Here is a 16,688-nt window from a genome sequence, read left to right on the forward strand (position 1 = left end):
CGCTCATGCGGGGGGCATTCCATAATCGCGCGACGATGCGGGGCAACATAGCCCTGATGCTTGTCGCGCTCGCGCTGATGATGCGCGCGCTGGTGCCCGCCGGCTGGATGCCCGCCAGCGGCAAGGGCGTTGCCATCACCCTGTGCACCGGCATGGGTGCGGTCAGCGCCTGGGTGGATGAGGGCGGCATCGTCCACAAGGGCAAGCCGCTGTCCGGCACGCCCGCCGACCATCCCTGCGCCTTTGCGGGCATCGGGATCGCGGCGGACCTGCCGTCCGCGCTACCGGCCATGGCACTCGCACCGCTGCCTGCCGCGATCCTCCCCGCCCTGCGCGCGACCGCCATCGGCGTCGGACGCGGGCTCGCCGCGCCGCCGCCGCCGCCCACCGGACCACCCGCCAGCCTCTGATCCTGCACAACCCCGCCGGACCTGTCCGCGCGGGCATCACTGGTTCACGGGTCTGCGCCATGCGCGCGCCCGCAAGAGGTTCATGCTCATGACTTTTCATTTCGCTCTCCGGGGCAGCGCGTCGGCGCTGGCCCTGCTCTCTGCCGCCGCCGCCCTCCCCGCTCATGCCGAGGAAGCAGGCGCCGACCAGCCGATCATCGTTACCGCGCAAAGCGTGATGGCGCAGGCCCGCGCCGAAATCGCCGAACGCCCCGGCGGCGTCGACCTGGTCGATGCGGAGGATTTCCGCGGCAAGCTCGCCGTCTCCCTGCGCGATGCGCTCGCTTTCTCCCCCGGCGTCTACACCCAGCCGCGCTTCGGTCAGGAAGTGCGCCTGTCCATCCGGGGTTCCGGCATCAGCCGGGGGTTCCACATGCGCGGGCTCACCCTGTTGCAGGATGGCATTCCCATCAACCTTGCCGACGATAATGGCGATTTTCAGGAGCTTGACCCGCAGGTCTTCGAACGGATCGAGGTGTATCGCGGCGCCAACGCCCTGCGCCTGGGCGGATCGACGCTGGGCGGCGCGATCAATGCCGTGACGCCGACAGGCCGCACCGCGCCGCGCGTGGAGTTGCGCGTCGATGGCGGCAGCTTCGACACCATCCGCGCCAAAGTGGCGGCCGCCTATGCCGACGAGCGGGCCGACGCCTATGCCGCCATCACCACCGACAATGGCGATGGCGACCGCGACCATGCCCGGCGCCACGCACTGCGCTTCAACGGCAATGTCGGCATCCGCCTGTCCGATCGCGTGGAAACCCGCTTCTACGCGACGCTCAGCCATATCGACCAGCGGCTGCCCGGCTCCCTGACGCTAAGGCAGGCGCTGACCGATCCGTCGCAGTCGCTGCCCGCCAATATCAGCGGCGACCAGCAGCGCGATATCGATTCCCTGCGCCTGCAGAACCGCACCACCATCGCACTGGACAATGGCCAGATCGCTTTCGGCGCCTTCCTCAACAGCAAGTCGCTCTATCACCCGATCTATCAGCTGATCGACCAGAAGTCGGTGGACCAGGGCGTCTTTGCCAGCCTTGACCTGTCGGGCGCATGGGGCAGCTTGCCCTGGGAGCTGACGCTGGGCAGCCAGGCGCGCTTCGGCCGCGTCAACGCCCGGCAATATCTGAATGTCGCGGGGAAGCGCGGCGCGCAGGTGGCAGATGCGCGGCAGACGGCGCATACGATCAACAGCTATGGCGAATTGCGGCTGAAACCGGCGCGCGGCTTCACCCTGATCGCCGGCGGCATCTACACGGCGGGCGAGCGCAAGATCGCCAACCGCTTCGTCCCCGAACGCAGCGGCGAAGCGGATTTCGACGCCTTCGCGCCCAAATTCGGCCTGCTCTACGAGCCTGCCCAGGGCATCCAGTTCTATGCCAATTACAGCCGGTCGGTGGAATTGCCGGGGTTCAACGAACTCAGCCAGACCCCGCTGGGCGGCGTGCCGGGCTTCACCCCGGTCGACCCGCAAAAGGCATGGACGTTCGAGGTCGGCACCCGCGGGACACGCGGCATCGCCAGCTGGGACATCAGCCTGTACCGCGCCGACATCAGGGGCGAGATGCTCCAGTTCGCGGTCAGCGCCGACTATCCGGCGTCCACCTTCAACGCCGACAAGACCCGGCATCAGGGGATCGAGGCCGGGCTTGCCCTCACCCTCACGCCCTGGGCGCGGCTGCGGCAGGTCTATATGTTCAACGACTTCCGCTTCCGGAACGACGCGACCTATGGCGACAATCACCTGCCGGTGATCCCGAAGCATCAATATCGCGCCGAACTGCGGCTCGGCACGGAGGCGATCAGCGTGACACCGAATATCGAATGGCTGCCCAGGGGCGCATGGACGGACTATGTCAACAGCGCGCGCGCGCCGGGCTATACCCTGCTGGGCATCGGCGCAGAGGCGCAGGTACATGAGGGCATCACGCTCTTCGTGGATGCCCGCAACCTGACGGCGAAGAAGGCCGTGGGCGACATCTCGGCGGTCATCCAGGCGGCGGCCGACGGCTCGACCGTCGCCTATTATCCGGTCGAGCGCCGCGCGGTCTATGGCGGCCTGCGCGCGCGCTTTTAGAGCATCGCGCGTTTAATCTGATCCGTCATCCCCGCCATGTGGGGATGACGGACCTCGCCAGACCGCCGTCAATTATCCCGGAAGGCCCGGGCGAACTGGTCGCGCAGCGGCTTGGTAATGTAGGACAGCATCGTCCGCGATCCCGTTTCGATGAAGATCTCCGCCGGCATGCCGGATTTCAATGCCGCCGCATCCTTGCGCGAGAGCTGGGAGGCGTCGATGGCGACCCGCACCGGGAAATAGCTGCGCTGGGTATCGGGCTCGGTCACGCGCTCGGCGGCGATATAGATGACCTTGCCACTGATTTCCGGCGTGGCCGTGACGTTGAGCGCCGACAGGCGCACGCGGGCGGGCTGGTCGCCATGCACCTGATCGACATCGGCCGGGCCGATCGCCCCCTCGACGATCAGCCGATCCTTGTCCGGCACGATCTCCATGATCGCTTCGGCCGGGCGGATCACGTCGCCGACGGAAACGAACATCATCTTTTCCACCACGCCGTCATAGGGCGCGCGGATCATCGTGCGGTGCTGCGCGTCCATGGCGGAGACGCTGCGCACCTGCTGCTGGTTCAACTGCTCGTTCACCGTGGCGAGTTCCGTGCCCGCTTCCGTGCGGCGGGTCTGGCCAAGCTGGATGATCTGCTCGCGCGTTTCGGAAATGCGCGCCTGCGCCTGCGCCTGCTGGGCGTGGAGCGACCCGATATTGCCGGTAAGGTCGGCGGCCGTCCGCTCCAGCTGATTGAGGCGGTTGATCGTCACCAGATGCTTGTCATACAGCTGGCGCACGCCCTCCCGCTCCGGGGCGATCAGCCGGCTCTGCTGCCGCAGCGATTCCACCTGCGCGCCATAGCCGGCGATCTGCTGGCCATATTGGGTGATCCGGGCGTTGAGCTGCGCGACCATGCCGCCATATTCCTGCCGGCGCATGGCGAACATGCGCTGTTCGCCGGCCATCACCTTGATCGCGGCGGCATCCTTGCGGCTGGTGAGCATCGCCGGGAAGCCGATGCTGGCCGCGCCCATCTGCTCGGCTTCCAGCCGCGCCTTGCGCGCCAGCAACTGATCGACCGACAGCGACGACAGCGACGCATCCGCGCCGCTCACCTTGTCGTCCAGCCGGACCAGCAGCTGTCCCTTGCGGACATGCTGGCCGTTGGTGACGAAGATTTGCGCGATGGTGCCGCCCAGGGGATGCGCCACGCGCTTCACCCGCGATTCGACGCCCAGCTGGCCGGAGCCCACGACCGCGCTGCCGATCGGCACCACGGCTGCCGCCAGGGTAAGCCCGGCAAACATCGCGAGCGAAAGCGTCAGCGTCAGCCGGCGCTTGGCCGAAATGGCACCGTCGGGATCGAGGAAGGCGCCCGCTTCGATATGCGGCTGCAGCGCCATTGGCAGGGTGGTGGTGCCCATTATCGTGTCTCCGGCGGATTGCTGGCGGGCTGTGGCTGCCATGTCGGGCGCGGTTGCGGAAAGCTCGCCGGGCGGGTGCGGCCGGTGATCTGCTGCAGCACTTCGTCACGCAGGCCGAACGCCTCCATGACACCGCCCCGCAGGAACAGCACCTTGTTCACATGCGCCAGCGCCGACGGCCGGTGGGAAATGACCGCCGCGATGCCCCCGCGCGCCCGCACGCCCGCAATCGCGGCCTCCAGCGCCGTGTCGCCTTCCGCATCCAGATTGGCATTGGGTTCGTCCAGCACCACCAGGAAGGGATCGCGATACAGCGCACGGGCCAGCGCGATCCGCTGCTGCTGCCCGACCGACAGGTTCGCGCCGTCCAGCCCGACGGGCGTTTCATAGCCCTGCGGCATCGCGACGATCAGGTCATGCACGCCCGCCGCCTTCGCCGCCGCGATCACCACCTCCGAAGGGGCATCGGGCTCGAAGCGGGCGATATTCTGGGCCACGCTGCCATCCAGCAGGCTGGGCAATTGCGGCTGATAGCCGATGGCCTGCCCCAGCGCGTCGCTATCCCACTGGGTCAGCGAAGCGCCGTCCAGCCGCACGCCGCCGCGCAGCGGGCGCCACACGCCCACCATCGCCCGCGCCAGGGAGGATTTGCCGCAGCCGCTGGGGCCGATGATGGCAACGCCGTCGCCAGCCTCCAGCCGGAAATCCACGCCTTGCAATATGATCGTCTGCGATCCCGGGGCCGCCAGGATCATCTGCTGCACCGCCAGTTCGGTCTCGGGCTTGGGCAACCGCACCTTGGGCTGCGCATAAGCGGGCACATTCGCCAGCAGGATGGAGAGCCGGTTCCAGCCGATGCGCGCGGCGGCAAAGGCGCGCCAGTTGGCGATGGCCTGATCCACCGGTGCCAGCGCCCGTGCCGAGAGGATGGAGGAGGCGAAGATGACGCCGCCGGACGCCTTGCCGTCGATCACCAGCAGCGCGCCGACCGTCAGGATCGCGGATTGCAGCAGCATCCGGCCGATCCTGGAAAAGCCGCCGAACATGCCCGCCACCTGCGCCAGCCGCGAATGGGATGCGAGGTGATAGGCGTTCATCTCTTCCAGCCGGTCGTCCATCCGGCCGCGCATGCCGAGCGCGGTCAGCATCTCGACATGGCGCAGGTTCGATTCGGCCTGGGCATTGCGATAGGCGGAGAGTGCGGCGACCCGGCCCATCGGTGCCTTGGTCGCGCGGTCCGTCGCGATCGTCAGCCCGACCAGCACCACCGCGCCGGCCAGCGCCGTTACCCCCAGCCAGATGTGCAGCAGCGACAGCACGCCGATGAAGAAGAGCATCCACGGCAGGTCGATCAGGGTTGACGGGCCGGAACCGGAGAGGAAGCTGCGCACGCTTTCCAGGTCGCGCATCGGCGCCAGCCCGTCGCCGGCACCGCGCGCGCCGTGGAGCGAACCGTCGCCGATCGCCCGCTGCACGCGGCGCGACAACGCCCGGTCGAAGGCGACCGCGACATCGCCCAGGATGCGGGTGCGCATATTGTCGAACACGCCCTGGAAACCATAGACCATGACGAGCATGAGGAAGAGGCCGGCAAGCGTCGGGATGCTGTGGCTCGGCAGCACCGAGTCATAGACCATCATCATGTAGATGGAGCCGCCAAGCACCAGCACGTTCAATATGGCGCTGAGCACCGCGACGGTGATGAAGGCGCTGCGATAGCGCCGGATGAAGCCGCGCAGCTCCGCCGGCTGCGGCATGCCGTTTCGAATAGCCACCATGTGCTTCCTTGCTGACCGACCTTGGATTTATTTTTTTTGAGAGGTGGCGTAGCGACCCGCACCAACCCAAGCACGTAACTAGGCAAGAATGATTAATATTGCAGAAATGCTAACCCATTTGCGGTAACTGGAACAGGGACGAAACGGTCCATCCCGGTGCGGCTTTACAGCTTGGCCTTTACTCGTCCGAAACGATGCACGGCCTGCTGGAAGCCGATCTGTTCATCGTAGAAGCGGATCAATTCGGCCATGCCGATGGGTTTTTCCGCCTTCTCTCCGAAAAAGAAAATCCCGGCGGCCGAATCCAGCCCCTTACGCGCATCGCAGAAGCGATCGAGCAGCCGCAGCCAGACGAAGGGGAAGGTCAGGATCTGCCCCATTTTCGGGCTGCGGAACAGCGATGCCGCCAGATGCCGCAGGGCGAGCAGGCTGAGCGTGCCGGGTCCGGAGGATGTGCCCGCCGCGATCACGCCGAAGTCGCGGAACAGCCAGCGATGGCCATTGGGCGTCCAGCGGGTGAAGTCATAGGCCTTTTCATGCACCGGCCACAGGAAGGGCGTGTCGGCGAACACCAGCCCGCCGGGGCGCAGCACCCGCGCGATCTCGGCCACCACCTGCACCGGGTCGATCACATGCTCCAGCACGGCCTGAATCCACACGCCGTCCACGCTCTGCGCCGCGATCGGCATGGCATGGGCGTCGGCCAGGAAGCTCACATGCTCCGACCAGTAGATGTCGAAGCTGATGAGGTCGATATCGTCGGCCCGGTACAGCGCATCCGCACCGCTGCCGATGGTGCCGCCGCCCACGATCAGGATGCGGGGCCGCCGCCCCTGCCCCGCCGCTGCATCTCCGGCCGCCAGCGCCCGGCACCGATCCAGCATCTCGCCGGCGAAATGGGGCGTGATGGGATTGGGACCGTCGATCATCTGGAAGACATGGCGCATGAAGCCGCGCCGGCGATGGACGACGCTGTCCGCGCCCGATGCGATCATCCCCTCGCGATCCAGCACGCTGGCGTTGAAATCGACCAGGATGCTGCGGCCATTGGCCTTGGGAAACGGCGCCCCGCCCGTGGCACAGCCCGGCGCCGCGCAAGCCCAGTCGCCGCCCCCGCTCTCGCCCGCGCCCCCGGCGCCCAGCGTCAGCGCCGCGCCGCAGGCCGGGCATTGCATCATCCCGCCAAGCATATGGTCATCCACCAGCATGCACCTCTCCCCGATCGGCGGCCTTGCCCGGTTGTGCCAGGGTGACGGCGGCCAGCGGCCGGTCGGGCGGCACGCGCCGCCGGAACAGCGCGCCGATGGACCCCAGCGCCGCCACATTCCAGGCCGCAAGAATATAAAGCCCCAGCCGCAGCGAGCGCCGCCGCCAGGTGAAGAACAGGATGGGCAGCAGGATCAGCCCCAGCAACAGCCACCAATGCCCGCCGATCGCCGTGGCGGCCAGCGCCGCCCACCACAGCATCAGCGCCGCCGTCATATGCACATGCCGCAGCCGGCGCAGCACCACGGGCAGATGCCGCCGGCCCAGCGCCGCCTTCAGCACCTCGCCCGGCCCGCCGGCATAGCCCGTCGCCAGCCGCCGCCAGAGCAGGCGATAGCCGCCGGTGACATGGCCATAATGCGCGACCGCCGGATGGTCGATGCGCGCCAGCGTCCAGCCGGCGGCGGCCAGACGCGCGCCCAGATCGAATTCCTCGAAGGCATGCAGGTTGCGGTCGGCGAAATAGCCGACCTCCCGCAGCGCCGCCATGCGATACAGGCCGCCGCAGTCGAGCCGGTCGACCGGCCCGGCAAAGGCGCGGAACTTCTGGGCGCGGACCTGGAAATCCTCGCCCGCCGCATTACGCTCCACCACATGGCCGCCCACGCCGCCGACCCTGGGGTTCGCCTCCAGAAAGGCGATGCCGGCGCGCAGGAAATCCGGGTCCAGCGTCATGTCGCCATCGAGCAGGTAGAAATAATTGCCCCGCGCCTGCTGGAACGCCAACTGCGCGCCCGCGCCGCAGCAGCGCTCCTCGGGATTGGCGAGTTGCACGATATGGACGGGAAAGCCCCTGGCGATCGCCACCGTGCGGTCGCGCGATCCGCTGTCGGCCAACACCACCTCGCCACCGAAAGGCGCAGCCGCCGCCACGGCGCTGGCGAGCGCATCGGCGATATGCGCTTCCTCGTTCAATGCCTTGATGCCGATGGTTACGGTCATGATGCCGCGCCCGCCATCATCGCGCCCCGCTCCGGCATGTTCGCCAGCCGCCACCGCCGCGCCGCCGGCCACAGCCGCCACCCGAACACCAGTTCGCCCGCCAATATGCCCAGGATTGACCAGATCGGCGCCGCCAGCGCCAGCATGGCCAGCACCGCGATCACCGACATGATCGCCGACCACACACTGGCATTGGCCAGCGTGCGGAACGCGCCGCCGCCCTGCATCATCGCGCTTTCGGGCGCCCGCAGCACGCGCACGGCGATCACCGCCATCCACATCGCCGCGCCCCAGGCCAGCAGGCCCACATCATAATGGGCGGGATAGACGAGGCGCGGCGCGAAACCGAGCAGCCCGGCGATCAATATCCCGGTCCCGGCCCAGGCGACACCCAGCATCGCGCGGAAGAACCGCATCGCGCGCCGCAGCGCCCCGCCATCGCCCGCCGCGATCTCCCGCGCCATCTGCGCCCGCTCATATTCGTTGAGCGCATTGAGCACGACGGTCGCCGGGCGCGTCACCAGCGCGCTCGCCGCGATCAGCGCGAACTGGCCCGGCCCGGCGACCAGCGTGACGATATAGCTGTGCGCGTTGGTCGTCATCTCGGTGGTCAGCACGCCCAGCAGCGACCAGCCGGTATGTTCCCGCCACAGCGCCCCATATCGGCCGACCGAAGCTGGGCGCAGGCGGACGAACTGGCGCAGCAGATGCGCCGGCCCGAAGGCGAGCAGGCCGATGCCCGATCCCAGCGCCAGTGCCGCGCAGGCGAGCGGCAGCGGCTGCACCGGCGCCACCAGCAGCGCCGCGCACGCCCCCAGCATCGCAAGGCTATAGGCCATGTCGGACATCAGCACCGCGATCTGCCGGCCGCAGGCGTAGGCATAGGCGCGCGCGAACCAGCGCAGCAGCGCAAGGCCGACATAAAGCGCGAACAGCCCCGCCTCCAGCATGGTGAAGTGCAGCCGCAGCGACAATGCGAAGAACAGCAGCGACACCGGCACGGCCGCCAGCAGATTGGTCGCGAACACGCAGTCCACCTGCGCCGCCCGCAGCTTCGCGTCCGCCTGCGCCATCAATACCGGCAACAGCGCCCCGAACAGCGCGCTCCAGATGCCCCAACTGAATTGCGATGCGACCAGCAGCACCGAAAAGCCGCCAAAGGCATCGGGCGACAAGGATCGCAGCAGCAGCAGCGACAGCGCGAACTGGGCCACCGCCCCGCCCGCCGGACCGATAAAGGCCAGCGCATATCGCGTCAGCCTGTGCATGACAGGTCAGCCCACGCAGGCTTTGAGCGCCTGCTCCAGGGCGCGCGCGCAATTGTCCCAGGCGTAATCGGCGCGGACGCGGGTCGCGACCTGCGCTGCGCGGGCGCGCAATTCGGTGACATCGGCGTCGATCAGCGCGGCCACCGTCTCGTCCACGGCATGGTCCACCGACACGATCACACCGTCATAGGTTTCTACCATGTCGCGGGCGCCCGCCAGTTCCATGCACACCGGGAACACGCTGCATGCGGTCGCTTCCAGCACGATCAGCGGATAGGAATCGATGCTGGACAGATGCACCAGCACGTCGGACCCGCGCAGATAGCCGAACAGCGCCTCCTCGCTCACCCGGCCGGTCACGGTGATGTCGTCCTGCAGGCCATGCTGCGCGATCATCGCGTGCAGCCGCGCCATCGTCGCCTCGTCGGCGGTGCCGGTGATGGTCGTGGCGAAGGGCTTGCCCGCCTGTTTCAGCCGGGCGCACAGCTCTACCACCATGAACGTGCCCTTGCCTTCGGACAGGCGGCCGGAATGGATGATCTGCAGCGTGTCGGGCGGCCGCTGGCTCAGGTCCGCCATGCTGCCTTCCAGGATGCCGGCAGGCAGGAAATTGCGGATCGGCGAGCGGGGAACGCCTGCGGGCAGCGCGATCTCCAGCTCCTGTGTCGGGGAGATCAGCGCCAGCCGGTCGGCCGAGCGCAGCAGCCATTTGCTCAGCGCCCGCAGCGCCGCCACCTTCTGCGATCGCCAGTTGGAGCCCAGATGCGGCGTAATCATCACCTTGAAGCCGGCGCGCTTCGCCACGAAGGCATAGATCAGGTCGGGCAGGCTGGCATATTGCACCCACACGCAATCCAGCTGCTTGCCGCGATAGCTCAGCATATGCCGCAGCCCGCGCAACAGCTTGGGGATGCCGCGCAGCTTCATGAATGCATTGCCGGTCGCGAAATATTCGATTTCGTGGCTGCCCCGGCGGTTGAGGGCGATTGCGGAGCGCTCGCAGAACGCCTCAACCCCACCCTGATGATCGGGAGAGCCGCCGATTATGAGAAGATGCATAGCCCCCCTAACACCAAGTCACTGCTTTTCGCTCCAACCCGAGGCAAATCCGTGAACGCCATAATGGGATGATCCTTAACGCAGCAGCCGTACTGGTAAGGTATCAGCCGAAGAAAACCAAAACCTTTCCGCATCATCGGGACAGAACAGAGGCTCAATCCGAATAGATGATCGTGGTTCCAATCGTGTCCAGCCGCACATCATAGGCCGGATATTCGCTTAACGCCGCCCGCACCTCGGGGCCCAGCCCGCCCGGCACATAGGCGAGCAGAAAGCCCGATCCGCCCGCGCCCAGCAGCTTGCCGCCAGTGGCGCCGGCGGCCAGCACGCGGGCATAGGCGTCGTCCACCAGCGGGCTGCTGATCCCCGCCGCCTGCCGGCGCTTGCGCTCCCACGCCTCATGCAGATAGGGGCCGATCACATCGACATCCTCCTGGATTTCCGCGCGCAGGCTGTAGGCGCTGCGGACCATTGCCTTCATGTCGTCGACGACGCCGGCATTGTTCCGGAGCCTGCTGCCTTGTTCCCTCAACAGCTCGCTCGCGGAGCGGGTGCCGCCCAGGTAGAACATCACCAGGCACTGTTCCAGCCGCTGCCGCATCTCCGTGGTGATCGGCACCGCCTCCACCTCGACGCTCTCGTCCGGGTTGAAGGTCAGGAAATTCATGCCGCCCAGCGCGCAGCCATATTGGTCCTGCTTGCCGATCGGCTCGCCCAGCTTCTCGATCTCGATGTCGCAGGCGCGCTCGGCCAGGGTCGTGCGCCCCTCATAGCGCCCCAGATAGGCGTTGCACAGGTTGAGCAGGCCCACGGTGAAGGCGCTGGACGATCCCAGCCCGGTGCCCGCCGGCACATCCGCGCTGGAATTGAAATCAATGCCCTTGATGCCGTAGTCCTGGAACACCTGCTTGAGGATACGATGCTGGATCGCGTCGGCGGAACCCGCCGTCTCCAGCTTCGAATATTTGAGAATATATCCGTCGCTCTCGAAATAATCGTGCATCGACAGATAGACATAGCGCTTGATCGACATGCTGAGCACGGCGCCACCATGCTGCCGATAGAATTGAGGCAGGTCGCTGCCGCCGCCGCAGAAACTGACACGCAAAGGCGTGCGGGAAATAATCACTGCCGCAGGGCTCCCAGAACATGAGCGATAGCCAGGGCCAGACTATCAGTGGTCAGATCGGGATTGCAATCGGCTTTCGCAGTTGCATCAATCGGGCTGTCGGGATGTGACAGCAGAACCGCACCCGCCCCGACCGCGCGCGCCGCGGCGATATCGGTCGCCCGGTCCCCGATCATCCAGCTGCGCGCAAGGTCGATATTGTGCAGCGCGGCAGCGGCCTTGAGCATGCCCGGTTCGGGCTTTCGGCAATCGCAGGCGATCTTCAGGGCCGCCACTTCCCCTTCCCACCCCTTGTCCGGATGATGGGGGCAGTAGAAGACATCGTCCAGATAGGCGCCGCCCGCCTCGGCCAAGGCCATGTCGAGCGCGCAGAACACCCGGCGCAGATCCTCTTCGGTGAAAAAGCCCTTGGCGATATCCGGCTGGTTGGTGACGCAGATCGCGGGAACCCCCGCCCTGTTGAGCGCCGCCACGGCGTCCGCCACGCCGGACAGCAGTTGCATGTCCTCCGGCCGATGCACGCCGTTGCGCTCGACATTGAGCACCCCGTCGCGATCGAGGAACACCGTCGGCTTGGCGGTGCGGCGGCTCAGGCGCCCGACCTTGCCCGACTGGATGTCGCGCGTCCCCTTCGCCAGCCGCTCGGGCGTGCCCATGTCCTTGGCATATTCGACGCTGCGATAGGCATGGAGCGGCAGCCCGGCATCGACCATGGCGGGGAAGATGTCCCGCCCCCAGTCCCATGCGCCATCGGGCACATGGTCGATCGCCCCGGGCTCCATCACATATAGCGCCGCGCTCACCAGATTGGGCAGCCAGGTGCCGGGCTCATGCGGCTTGGGCAGGAAGCGAGTGATGCGCGCGCCCGCGCCCGTCTCCACCAGGTCGCTGTCATGGGGATGGTCGTTGGGATGGACGAACAGGCTGGCGATGCCGCCGTGCTCGCGGTGGAAGTCGGCGAAATGGGCAAGGTCGACGTCCAGCAGGATATCGCCATAGATGAGGATGAACGGGTCGGTCAGCGCCGCCCGTGCCGCACGCACGGCGCCGGCGGTGCCCAGCGGCGCGGGCTCGCGGAAATGGGCGATGCGGACGCCGAAATCCGATCCGTCGCCGAAATGCGCCTCGATCTTCTCGCCCAGATGGCCGTTGAGGAACAGGAAATCGTCAAAACCGCTGGCCTTGCCGACATCGACAATGCGCTCCAGCAGCGGCCGCCCGGCCACGGGCGCCATCGGCTTGGGCAAGTCGGGCAGGCCAAGGCGCGTTCCCTTGCCACCTGCCAGCACCACGATCTTCACGCGGCGTTATCCGCCGCCGAACTGTCTGCTGCCGAACTGGCCACCATCCAGCGCGCGGCTGCCCGGATCGCCCCTTGCGAATCGAGTTTCGGGCGCCAGCCCAGCGCGCTGACCCGGGACACGTCATAATCGACGCTGGGCACGTCGCCCACCCAGCCGCGATCGCCGCCGGTATAGTCGATCCGCGCGCCGCCGCCGAACTCCTCCACCACGATCTGCGCGATCTGCGCCACGCTGGCGCGGGTCTCGCCGCCGATGTTGAAGACATTGACCTTGCCGTCCAGCTTCTCCCACCCCAGCAGGATCGCCTCGACCAGATCGTCGGCATGGAGATAGGGCTTGGTCTGGCTGCCGTCGCCCAGCACTTCAAGGCGGGTCGGATCACGCCGCAGCTTGTTCACGAAATCGTAGATCGCGCCATGGGTCAGCCGGTCGCCGACCACATTGGGGAAGCGCGCGATCCACGCCTGCATGCCGTAATTTTCGGCATAGGAGGAAATGAACGCCTCCGACGCGAGCTTGGCCGCGCCATAATGGGAGATCGGCAGCAGCGGGCCATGATCTTCGCTCAGCTTGCCCTTCGCCTCGCCATAGATGGCGGATGTGGAGGCGAAGACGATCTGCTTCACCGCGTTGCGTCGCATCGCGTCCAGCACCGCATAGGTCGTCTGCAAGGTACTGCCGAAATCGGTCATCGGGTCGGCAAAGCTGCGCGCGATGTCCGAATTGGCGGCCATGTGGAACACCACATCGAAGCCGCGCGCGGCAAACAACGCGGACAGCGCGTCCACGTCCGTCACGTCCATCGCGATGAAGTCGAGCGCGCCCTGTGCCTCCAGCGGCGCGATGAACTCGCGATGGCCCAGCGAGAGATTGTCGGCCACGGTGACATGCCAGCCCCGCGCCACCAGCCGCTCGCACAGATGACAACCGATGAAGCCCGCGCCCCCGGCGACAAACGCCTTCATGCCTGCACCCCGTCCCGCTTGCGGGCGATATATTGCGCCAGGATATGCGCAATCGCCTGATGCGCATCCTCCACGATCCCGTAATTGTTGATGTCGATGTGCAGGCTGACATCGGCCACGTCGCGCAGCCTGCCGCCGGAAAAGCCGCTCATGCCGATGGTCTTCATGTCCTTCGCCCGTGCCGCCTCGACACCCGCGATGATATTGGGGCTGTTGCCGGAGGAGGACACCGCGATCAGCAGGTCTCCCGGCTTGCCCAGCATCGCGATCTGGTTTTCGAACACCTTTTCGAAGCCGAAATCATTGGCGACCGCGGTATAGAGCGCGACATTGCTGGAGAGCGATCGGGCGTCGATCACCGGATGGTCGTGATGATGCGTGCCCTTGGTCCAGTCGCAGCACAGATGCTCGGCGATCGCCGCCGACCCGCCATTGCCGATGGAGAACACATGCTTCCCGCCGCCCGCCGCATCCTCGACCAGGGCGAGCGCGGCCTGCAACGCGGCCTGGTCCACGCCCTGCAGGGCCGCGTGCAGCCGGTCGGCATAGGACAGGACGAAATCGGCAAGGGATTGCGCGCCGCCATAATCGTTGCGGTGGCGGGGATCGGTCGAACTCAATGCAGCCCCCTGTAAGATTTCGCGACGGTAACGATCAAGCGGGCTGACGGGTTCCACGGAGCAGTCGGGCGAACAGAAATGGTTTCATCCTCGCGTCATTCTTGTCAGGGCTAACCGCCGCAGCGCAAAATCGCAATGTCGATATCGATAGAATATCGCCCGAACCGCCGCTGTGACGGCCGTCACGGGTGGAGCGACACCGCCCCCAACGGCGGGTGCGGCCGTGCCATAACAGCATGAATTTCCTGTTAATCAAAGCCATTAGGCGAATGAGAGCGCTTTGCTGCGATTGTGCATCCCGGGGACAGGGAGTGCAGCATGACAGCGCCTGGAGTCTCGTATTTCGCCCGAATGATATTCCTCGGCATGCTTGCCGCCGCCGTTCCGGCCCAGGGCCGGACAAGCCGGGAGCCGTTCATGCCGGGGGGCGCGGTGGCCGATGCGCCATCGGGCTTCGTCGACATGTGCGCCCGGAACAGCGCGCTCTGCGCGGCGGGCATGTCCGTCGATCCAGCCGCGATCATGGCGCTGCACGCCACGCCGGGCATGCCCGTGCTGGCCACGGGCGGCATCGCGCTGTCGCCCACTATGTCGCCCATTGCCGTCTTCAGCCGCCAGAACGATGGCATCGCCGCTATCGGCGCGGCCGCCCCGGCAGCGCTGCTGCCGCTCACGCTCAGGACGCTGAAAAACATCAACAAGGAAGTCAATCACACCGCCATCCAGCGGTCCGACATCGACCAGATGGGCATCGGCGAATATTGGCGCCGGCCGACCGATTACCGCCATCCGGTGGGCGATTGCGAGGATCTGGCGATCGAAAAGCGCATGCGCCTCATCGAGCGCGGCTTTCCGCCTTCGCGCCTGTTCTACGCCGTCACCTTCCGCGCGAGCATCGGCCTGCACACCATCCTCATCGCCCGGCTGGACGATGGCGATTATGTGCTGGACAGCATGACGCCGCATGTCGTGCGCTGGAACGAGACCGGCTATGTGTGGCTGCGCCAGCAATCGGCGGACGATCCGCTGACCTGGATGCGGGTGGAAACCACCCCCGGCCGCCGCATGGCGAACAGCGCGGCCCCGGCCACGCCGCCGCTTTCGTCCTGATCGGGGCCAACATCCCGATAAGGGTCCGGCCGGTCGGCATATGCGGTGGACGGTGGCGCCAAAACGCGCCGTCCCGCCGATGCCCGCATCCGTCTTCCCATGCTATCGGTTTCGTAACGACCCGTGTATCGCATCGTCATTGTTCCTGACGATTGAGGTAGCCGCATGACGTCGATGTTCCGGCCGCTTGCCTGTATCCTGCCCGCCAGCCTCGCGCTCTGCGCCTGCGCGGGCGAGCCAGCCATCAGCAGGGGGCCGCGCCCGGAACTGCAGATCAACCTTGGCAGCTACAGCAATCCCACGCCGCCCGGAAAGCCCGATACTCCGGGAGTCGTCTACATCCTGTCGAGCAACGACACGCTGTCCTATTTCTGGGGCAAGGGCTTCCGCACCATCCGCCTGCCGATCAACTGGGAACGGCTGCAGCCCAGGCCCTTCGGCCCGCTGAACAAGGCGAAGCTCACCGAACTCACCGATTTTCTGGATCGCGCGAAGAAGGTCGGCTTCCGCATCATTCCCGATGTCCATGCCTTTGGCGAGCATGGCGGCCACAAGCTGGGATCGAAGGAACTGCCGACCGATGCGCTCGCCGATTTCTGGACGCGCTTCATCAGGGCCTATCCGGGCCGCTTCGCCGGCTATGACATCATGAACGAGCCGCATGACATGCCCAGCCCGCAGGCATGGCCCGAAGCCGCGCAGAAGACCGTCGACGCCATCCGCAAAATCGACCGGAAAACCACCATCTATGTCGAGGGCGACGACTGGGCGAGCGCGGGGCGCTGGATGCAGTCCAACGGGTCGCTCGACATCAAGGACCCGGCAAGGCGGCTGGTCTATTCGGCCCATGTCTATTTCGACAAGGATACGAGCGGCCTCTACAAACTCCCCTATGAAAAGGACGGCACCTATCCGGAGATCGCACCGGAACGGCTGCGCCCCTTCGTCAACTGGCTGCGCCTGCACGGGTATAAGGGGCATATCGGCGAATCGGGCGTCCCCGGCGACCATCCCGGCTGGCTCAAGACGCTGGACCTGTTCCTGAAGGAGGTCGCGGCGAGCGGCGACGTGCTGGTCGGCTATGCCTATTGGGCGGGCGGCGACTGGACCGACAGCTGGAACATCACCGTCCAGCCCAGGACGGACGGCAAATGGGAAGACCGGCCACAGATGAAGCTGCTGACCGACTACATCGCCGCACGCGGCGGCAACGACGTGAAGAAGCCGCGCTAGAGCATTTTCTAGTCAGATGGGATCATCTGACGACTCGGAAAATGCGGAAAACAAAAGATAAATAGAGCATGGT

At 66.4% G+C, this 16,688-nt stretch carries 14 protein-coding genes; 4 read left to right on the forward strand and 10 right to left on the reverse strand.

What is annotated here, in order from left to right; genetic code table 11:
• Positions 1–5 precede the first annotated feature (5 nt).
• Positions 6–410: a hypothetical protein gene (locus WFP78_RS19120; protein WP_336965858.1), complete on the forward strand. Its 405-nt coding sequence runs from the start codon at positions 6–8 to the stop codon at positions 408–410.
• A gap of 88 nt (positions 411–498) precedes the next feature.
• Positions 499–2,526 carry a TonB-dependent receptor family protein gene (locus tag WFP78_RS19125; protein WP_336965860.1) on the forward strand — a complete coding sequence of 676 codons (2,028 nt, stop codon included), beginning with the start codon at positions 499–501 and terminating at the stop codon, positions 2,524–2,526.
• A gap of 68 nt (positions 2,527–2,594) precedes the next feature.
• Here the strand turns inward: WFP78_RS19125 and WFP78_RS19130 are convergent, their stop codons facing one another.
• The 10 genes from WFP78_RS19130 to WFP78_RS19175 form a co-directional block, all read right to left on the reverse strand.
• Positions 2,595–3,941: an HlyD family type I secretion periplasmic adaptor subunit gene (locus WFP78_RS19130; protein ID WP_336965861.1), complete on the reverse strand. Its 1,347-nt coding sequence runs from the start codon at positions 3,939–3,941 to the stop codon at positions 2,595–2,597.
• Entirely contained in the window at positions 3,941–5,719 is a 1,779-nt protein-coding gene (locus WFP78_RS19135; RefSeq protein WP_336965862.1) for a type I secretion system permease/ATPase, read from the reverse strand. The genes WFP78_RS19130 and WFP78_RS19135 overlap by 1 nt, the downstream gene beginning before the upstream one ends.
• Positions 5,720–5,883: 164 nt before the next feature.
• Positions 5,884–6,927, reverse strand: coding sequence for a class I SAM-dependent methyltransferase (locus tag WFP78_RS19140; protein ID WP_336965864.1), 1,044 nt, complete (start codon positions 6,925–6,927; stop codon positions 5,884–5,886).
• On the reverse strand, positions 6,914–7,927 hold the full coding sequence (locus tag WFP78_RS19145) for a glycosyltransferase family 2 protein (RefSeq protein WP_336965866.1): 1,014 nt from the start codon (positions 7,925–7,927) through the stop codon (positions 6,914–6,916). The genes WFP78_RS19140 and WFP78_RS19145 overlap by 14 nt, the downstream gene beginning before the upstream one ends.
• On the reverse strand, positions 7,924–9,195 hold the full coding sequence (locus tag WFP78_RS19150) for a hypothetical protein (RefSeq protein ID WP_336965868.1): 1,272 nt from the start codon (positions 9,193–9,195) through the stop codon (positions 7,924–7,926). The genes WFP78_RS19145 and WFP78_RS19150 overlap by 4 nt, the downstream gene beginning before the upstream one ends.
• 6 nt (positions 9,196–9,201) lie before the next feature.
• Positions 9,202–10,254, reverse strand: coding sequence for a glycosyltransferase family 4 protein (locus WFP78_RS19155; RefSeq protein ID WP_336965869.1), 1,053 nt, complete (start codon positions 10,252–10,254; stop codon positions 9,202–9,204).
• A 154-nt stretch (positions 10,255–10,408) separates the two neighbouring features.
• A complete protein-coding gene (locus tag WFP78_RS19160) occupies positions 10,409–11,383 on the reverse strand; it encodes a GHMP family kinase ATP-binding protein (protein WP_336965871.1) in 975 nt (324 codons plus the stop codon).
• The gene (locus WFP78_RS19165) at positions 11,380–12,684 is read right to left on the reverse strand and encodes an HAD-IIIA family hydrolase (RefSeq protein WP_336965873.1); all 1,305 of its coding nucleotides are present in this window, start codon (positions 12,682–12,684) and stop codon (positions 11,380–11,382) included. The genes WFP78_RS19160 and WFP78_RS19165 overlap by 4 nt, the downstream gene beginning before the upstream one ends.
• Positions 12,681–13,652 (reverse strand): SDR family NAD(P)-dependent oxidoreductase, encoded by a 972-nt coding sequence (locus WFP78_RS19170; protein ID WP_336965874.1) that lies wholly within the window; start codon positions 13,650–13,652, stop codon positions 12,681–12,683. Before WFP78_RS19170 ends, WFP78_RS19165 begins: the two co-directional genes overlap by 4 nt.
• Positions 13,649–14,272, reverse strand: coding sequence for an SIS domain-containing protein (locus tag WFP78_RS19175; protein WP_336965876.1), 624 nt, complete (start codon positions 14,270–14,272; stop codon positions 13,649–13,651). The genes WFP78_RS19170 and WFP78_RS19175 overlap by 4 nt, the downstream gene beginning before the upstream one ends.
• 318 nt (positions 14,273–14,590) lie before the next feature.
• On the opposite strand from WFP78_RS19175, the gene WFP78_RS19180 reads away from it, so the two are divergent.
• Positions 14,591–15,382, forward strand: coding sequence for a transglutaminase-like cysteine peptidase (locus tag WFP78_RS19180; protein ID WP_336965878.1), 792 nt, complete (start codon positions 14,591–14,593; stop codon positions 15,380–15,382).
• Between the two features lie 165 nt (positions 15,383–15,547).
• Positions 15,548–16,615 (forward strand): glycoside hydrolase family 5 protein, encoded by a 1,068-nt coding sequence (locus tag WFP78_RS19185; RefSeq protein ID WP_336965880.1) that lies wholly within the window; start codon positions 15,548–15,550, stop codon positions 16,613–16,615.
• The last annotated feature ends 73 nt before the right edge of the window (positions 16,616–16,688 follow it).

Source organism: Sphingobium aquiterrae (assembly GCF_037154135.1).
Classification (GTDB): Bacteria; Pseudomonadota; Alphaproteobacteria; order Sphingomonadales; family Sphingomonadaceae; genus Sphingobium; species Sphingobium aquiterrae.

Excerpts from the sequence above, each read along its gene's own strand:
- WFP78_RS19120 (WP_336965858.1), top strand. The coding sequence starts at position 6 with ATGCGGGGGGCATTCCATAATCGCGCGACGATGCGGGGCAACATAGCC.
- WFP78_RS19125 (WP_336965860.1), top strand. The coding sequence starts at position 499 with ATGACTTTTCATTTCGCTCTCCGGGGCAGCGCGTCGGCGCTGGCCCTG.
- WFP78_RS19130 (WP_336965861.1), bottom strand. The coding sequence starts at position 3,941 with ATGGGCACCACCACCCTGCCAATGGCGCTGCAGCCGCATATCGAAGCG.
- WFP78_RS19135 (WP_336965862.1), bottom strand. The coding sequence starts at position 5,719 with ATGGTGGCTATTCGAAACGGCATGCCGCAGCCGGCGGAGCTGCGCGGC.
- WFP78_RS19140 (WP_336965864.1), bottom strand. The coding sequence starts at position 6,927 with ATGCTGGTGGATGACCATATGCTTGGCGGGATGATGCAATGCCCGGCC.
- WFP78_RS19145 (WP_336965866.1), bottom strand. The coding sequence starts at position 7,927 with ATGACCGTAACCATCGGCATCAAGGCATTGAACGAGGAAGCGCATATC.
- WFP78_RS19150 (WP_336965868.1), bottom strand. The coding sequence starts at position 9,195 with ATGCACAGGCTGACGCGATATGCGCTGGCCTTTATCGGTCCGGCGGGC.
- WFP78_RS19155 (WP_336965869.1), bottom strand. The coding sequence starts at position 10,254 with ATGCATCTTCTCATAATCGGCGGCTCTCCCGATCATCAGGGTGGGGTT.
- WFP78_RS19170 (WP_336965874.1), bottom strand. The coding sequence starts at position 13,652 with ATGAAGGCGTTTGTCGCCGGGGGCGCGGGCTTCATCGGTTGTCATCTG.
- WFP78_RS19180 (WP_336965878.1), top strand. The coding sequence starts at position 14,591 with ATGACAGCGCCTGGAGTCTCGTATTTCGCCCGAATGATATTCCTCGGC.
- WFP78_RS19185 (WP_336965880.1), top strand. The coding sequence starts at position 15,548 with ATGACGTCGATGTTCCGGCCGCTTGCCTGTATCCTGCCCGCCAGCCTC.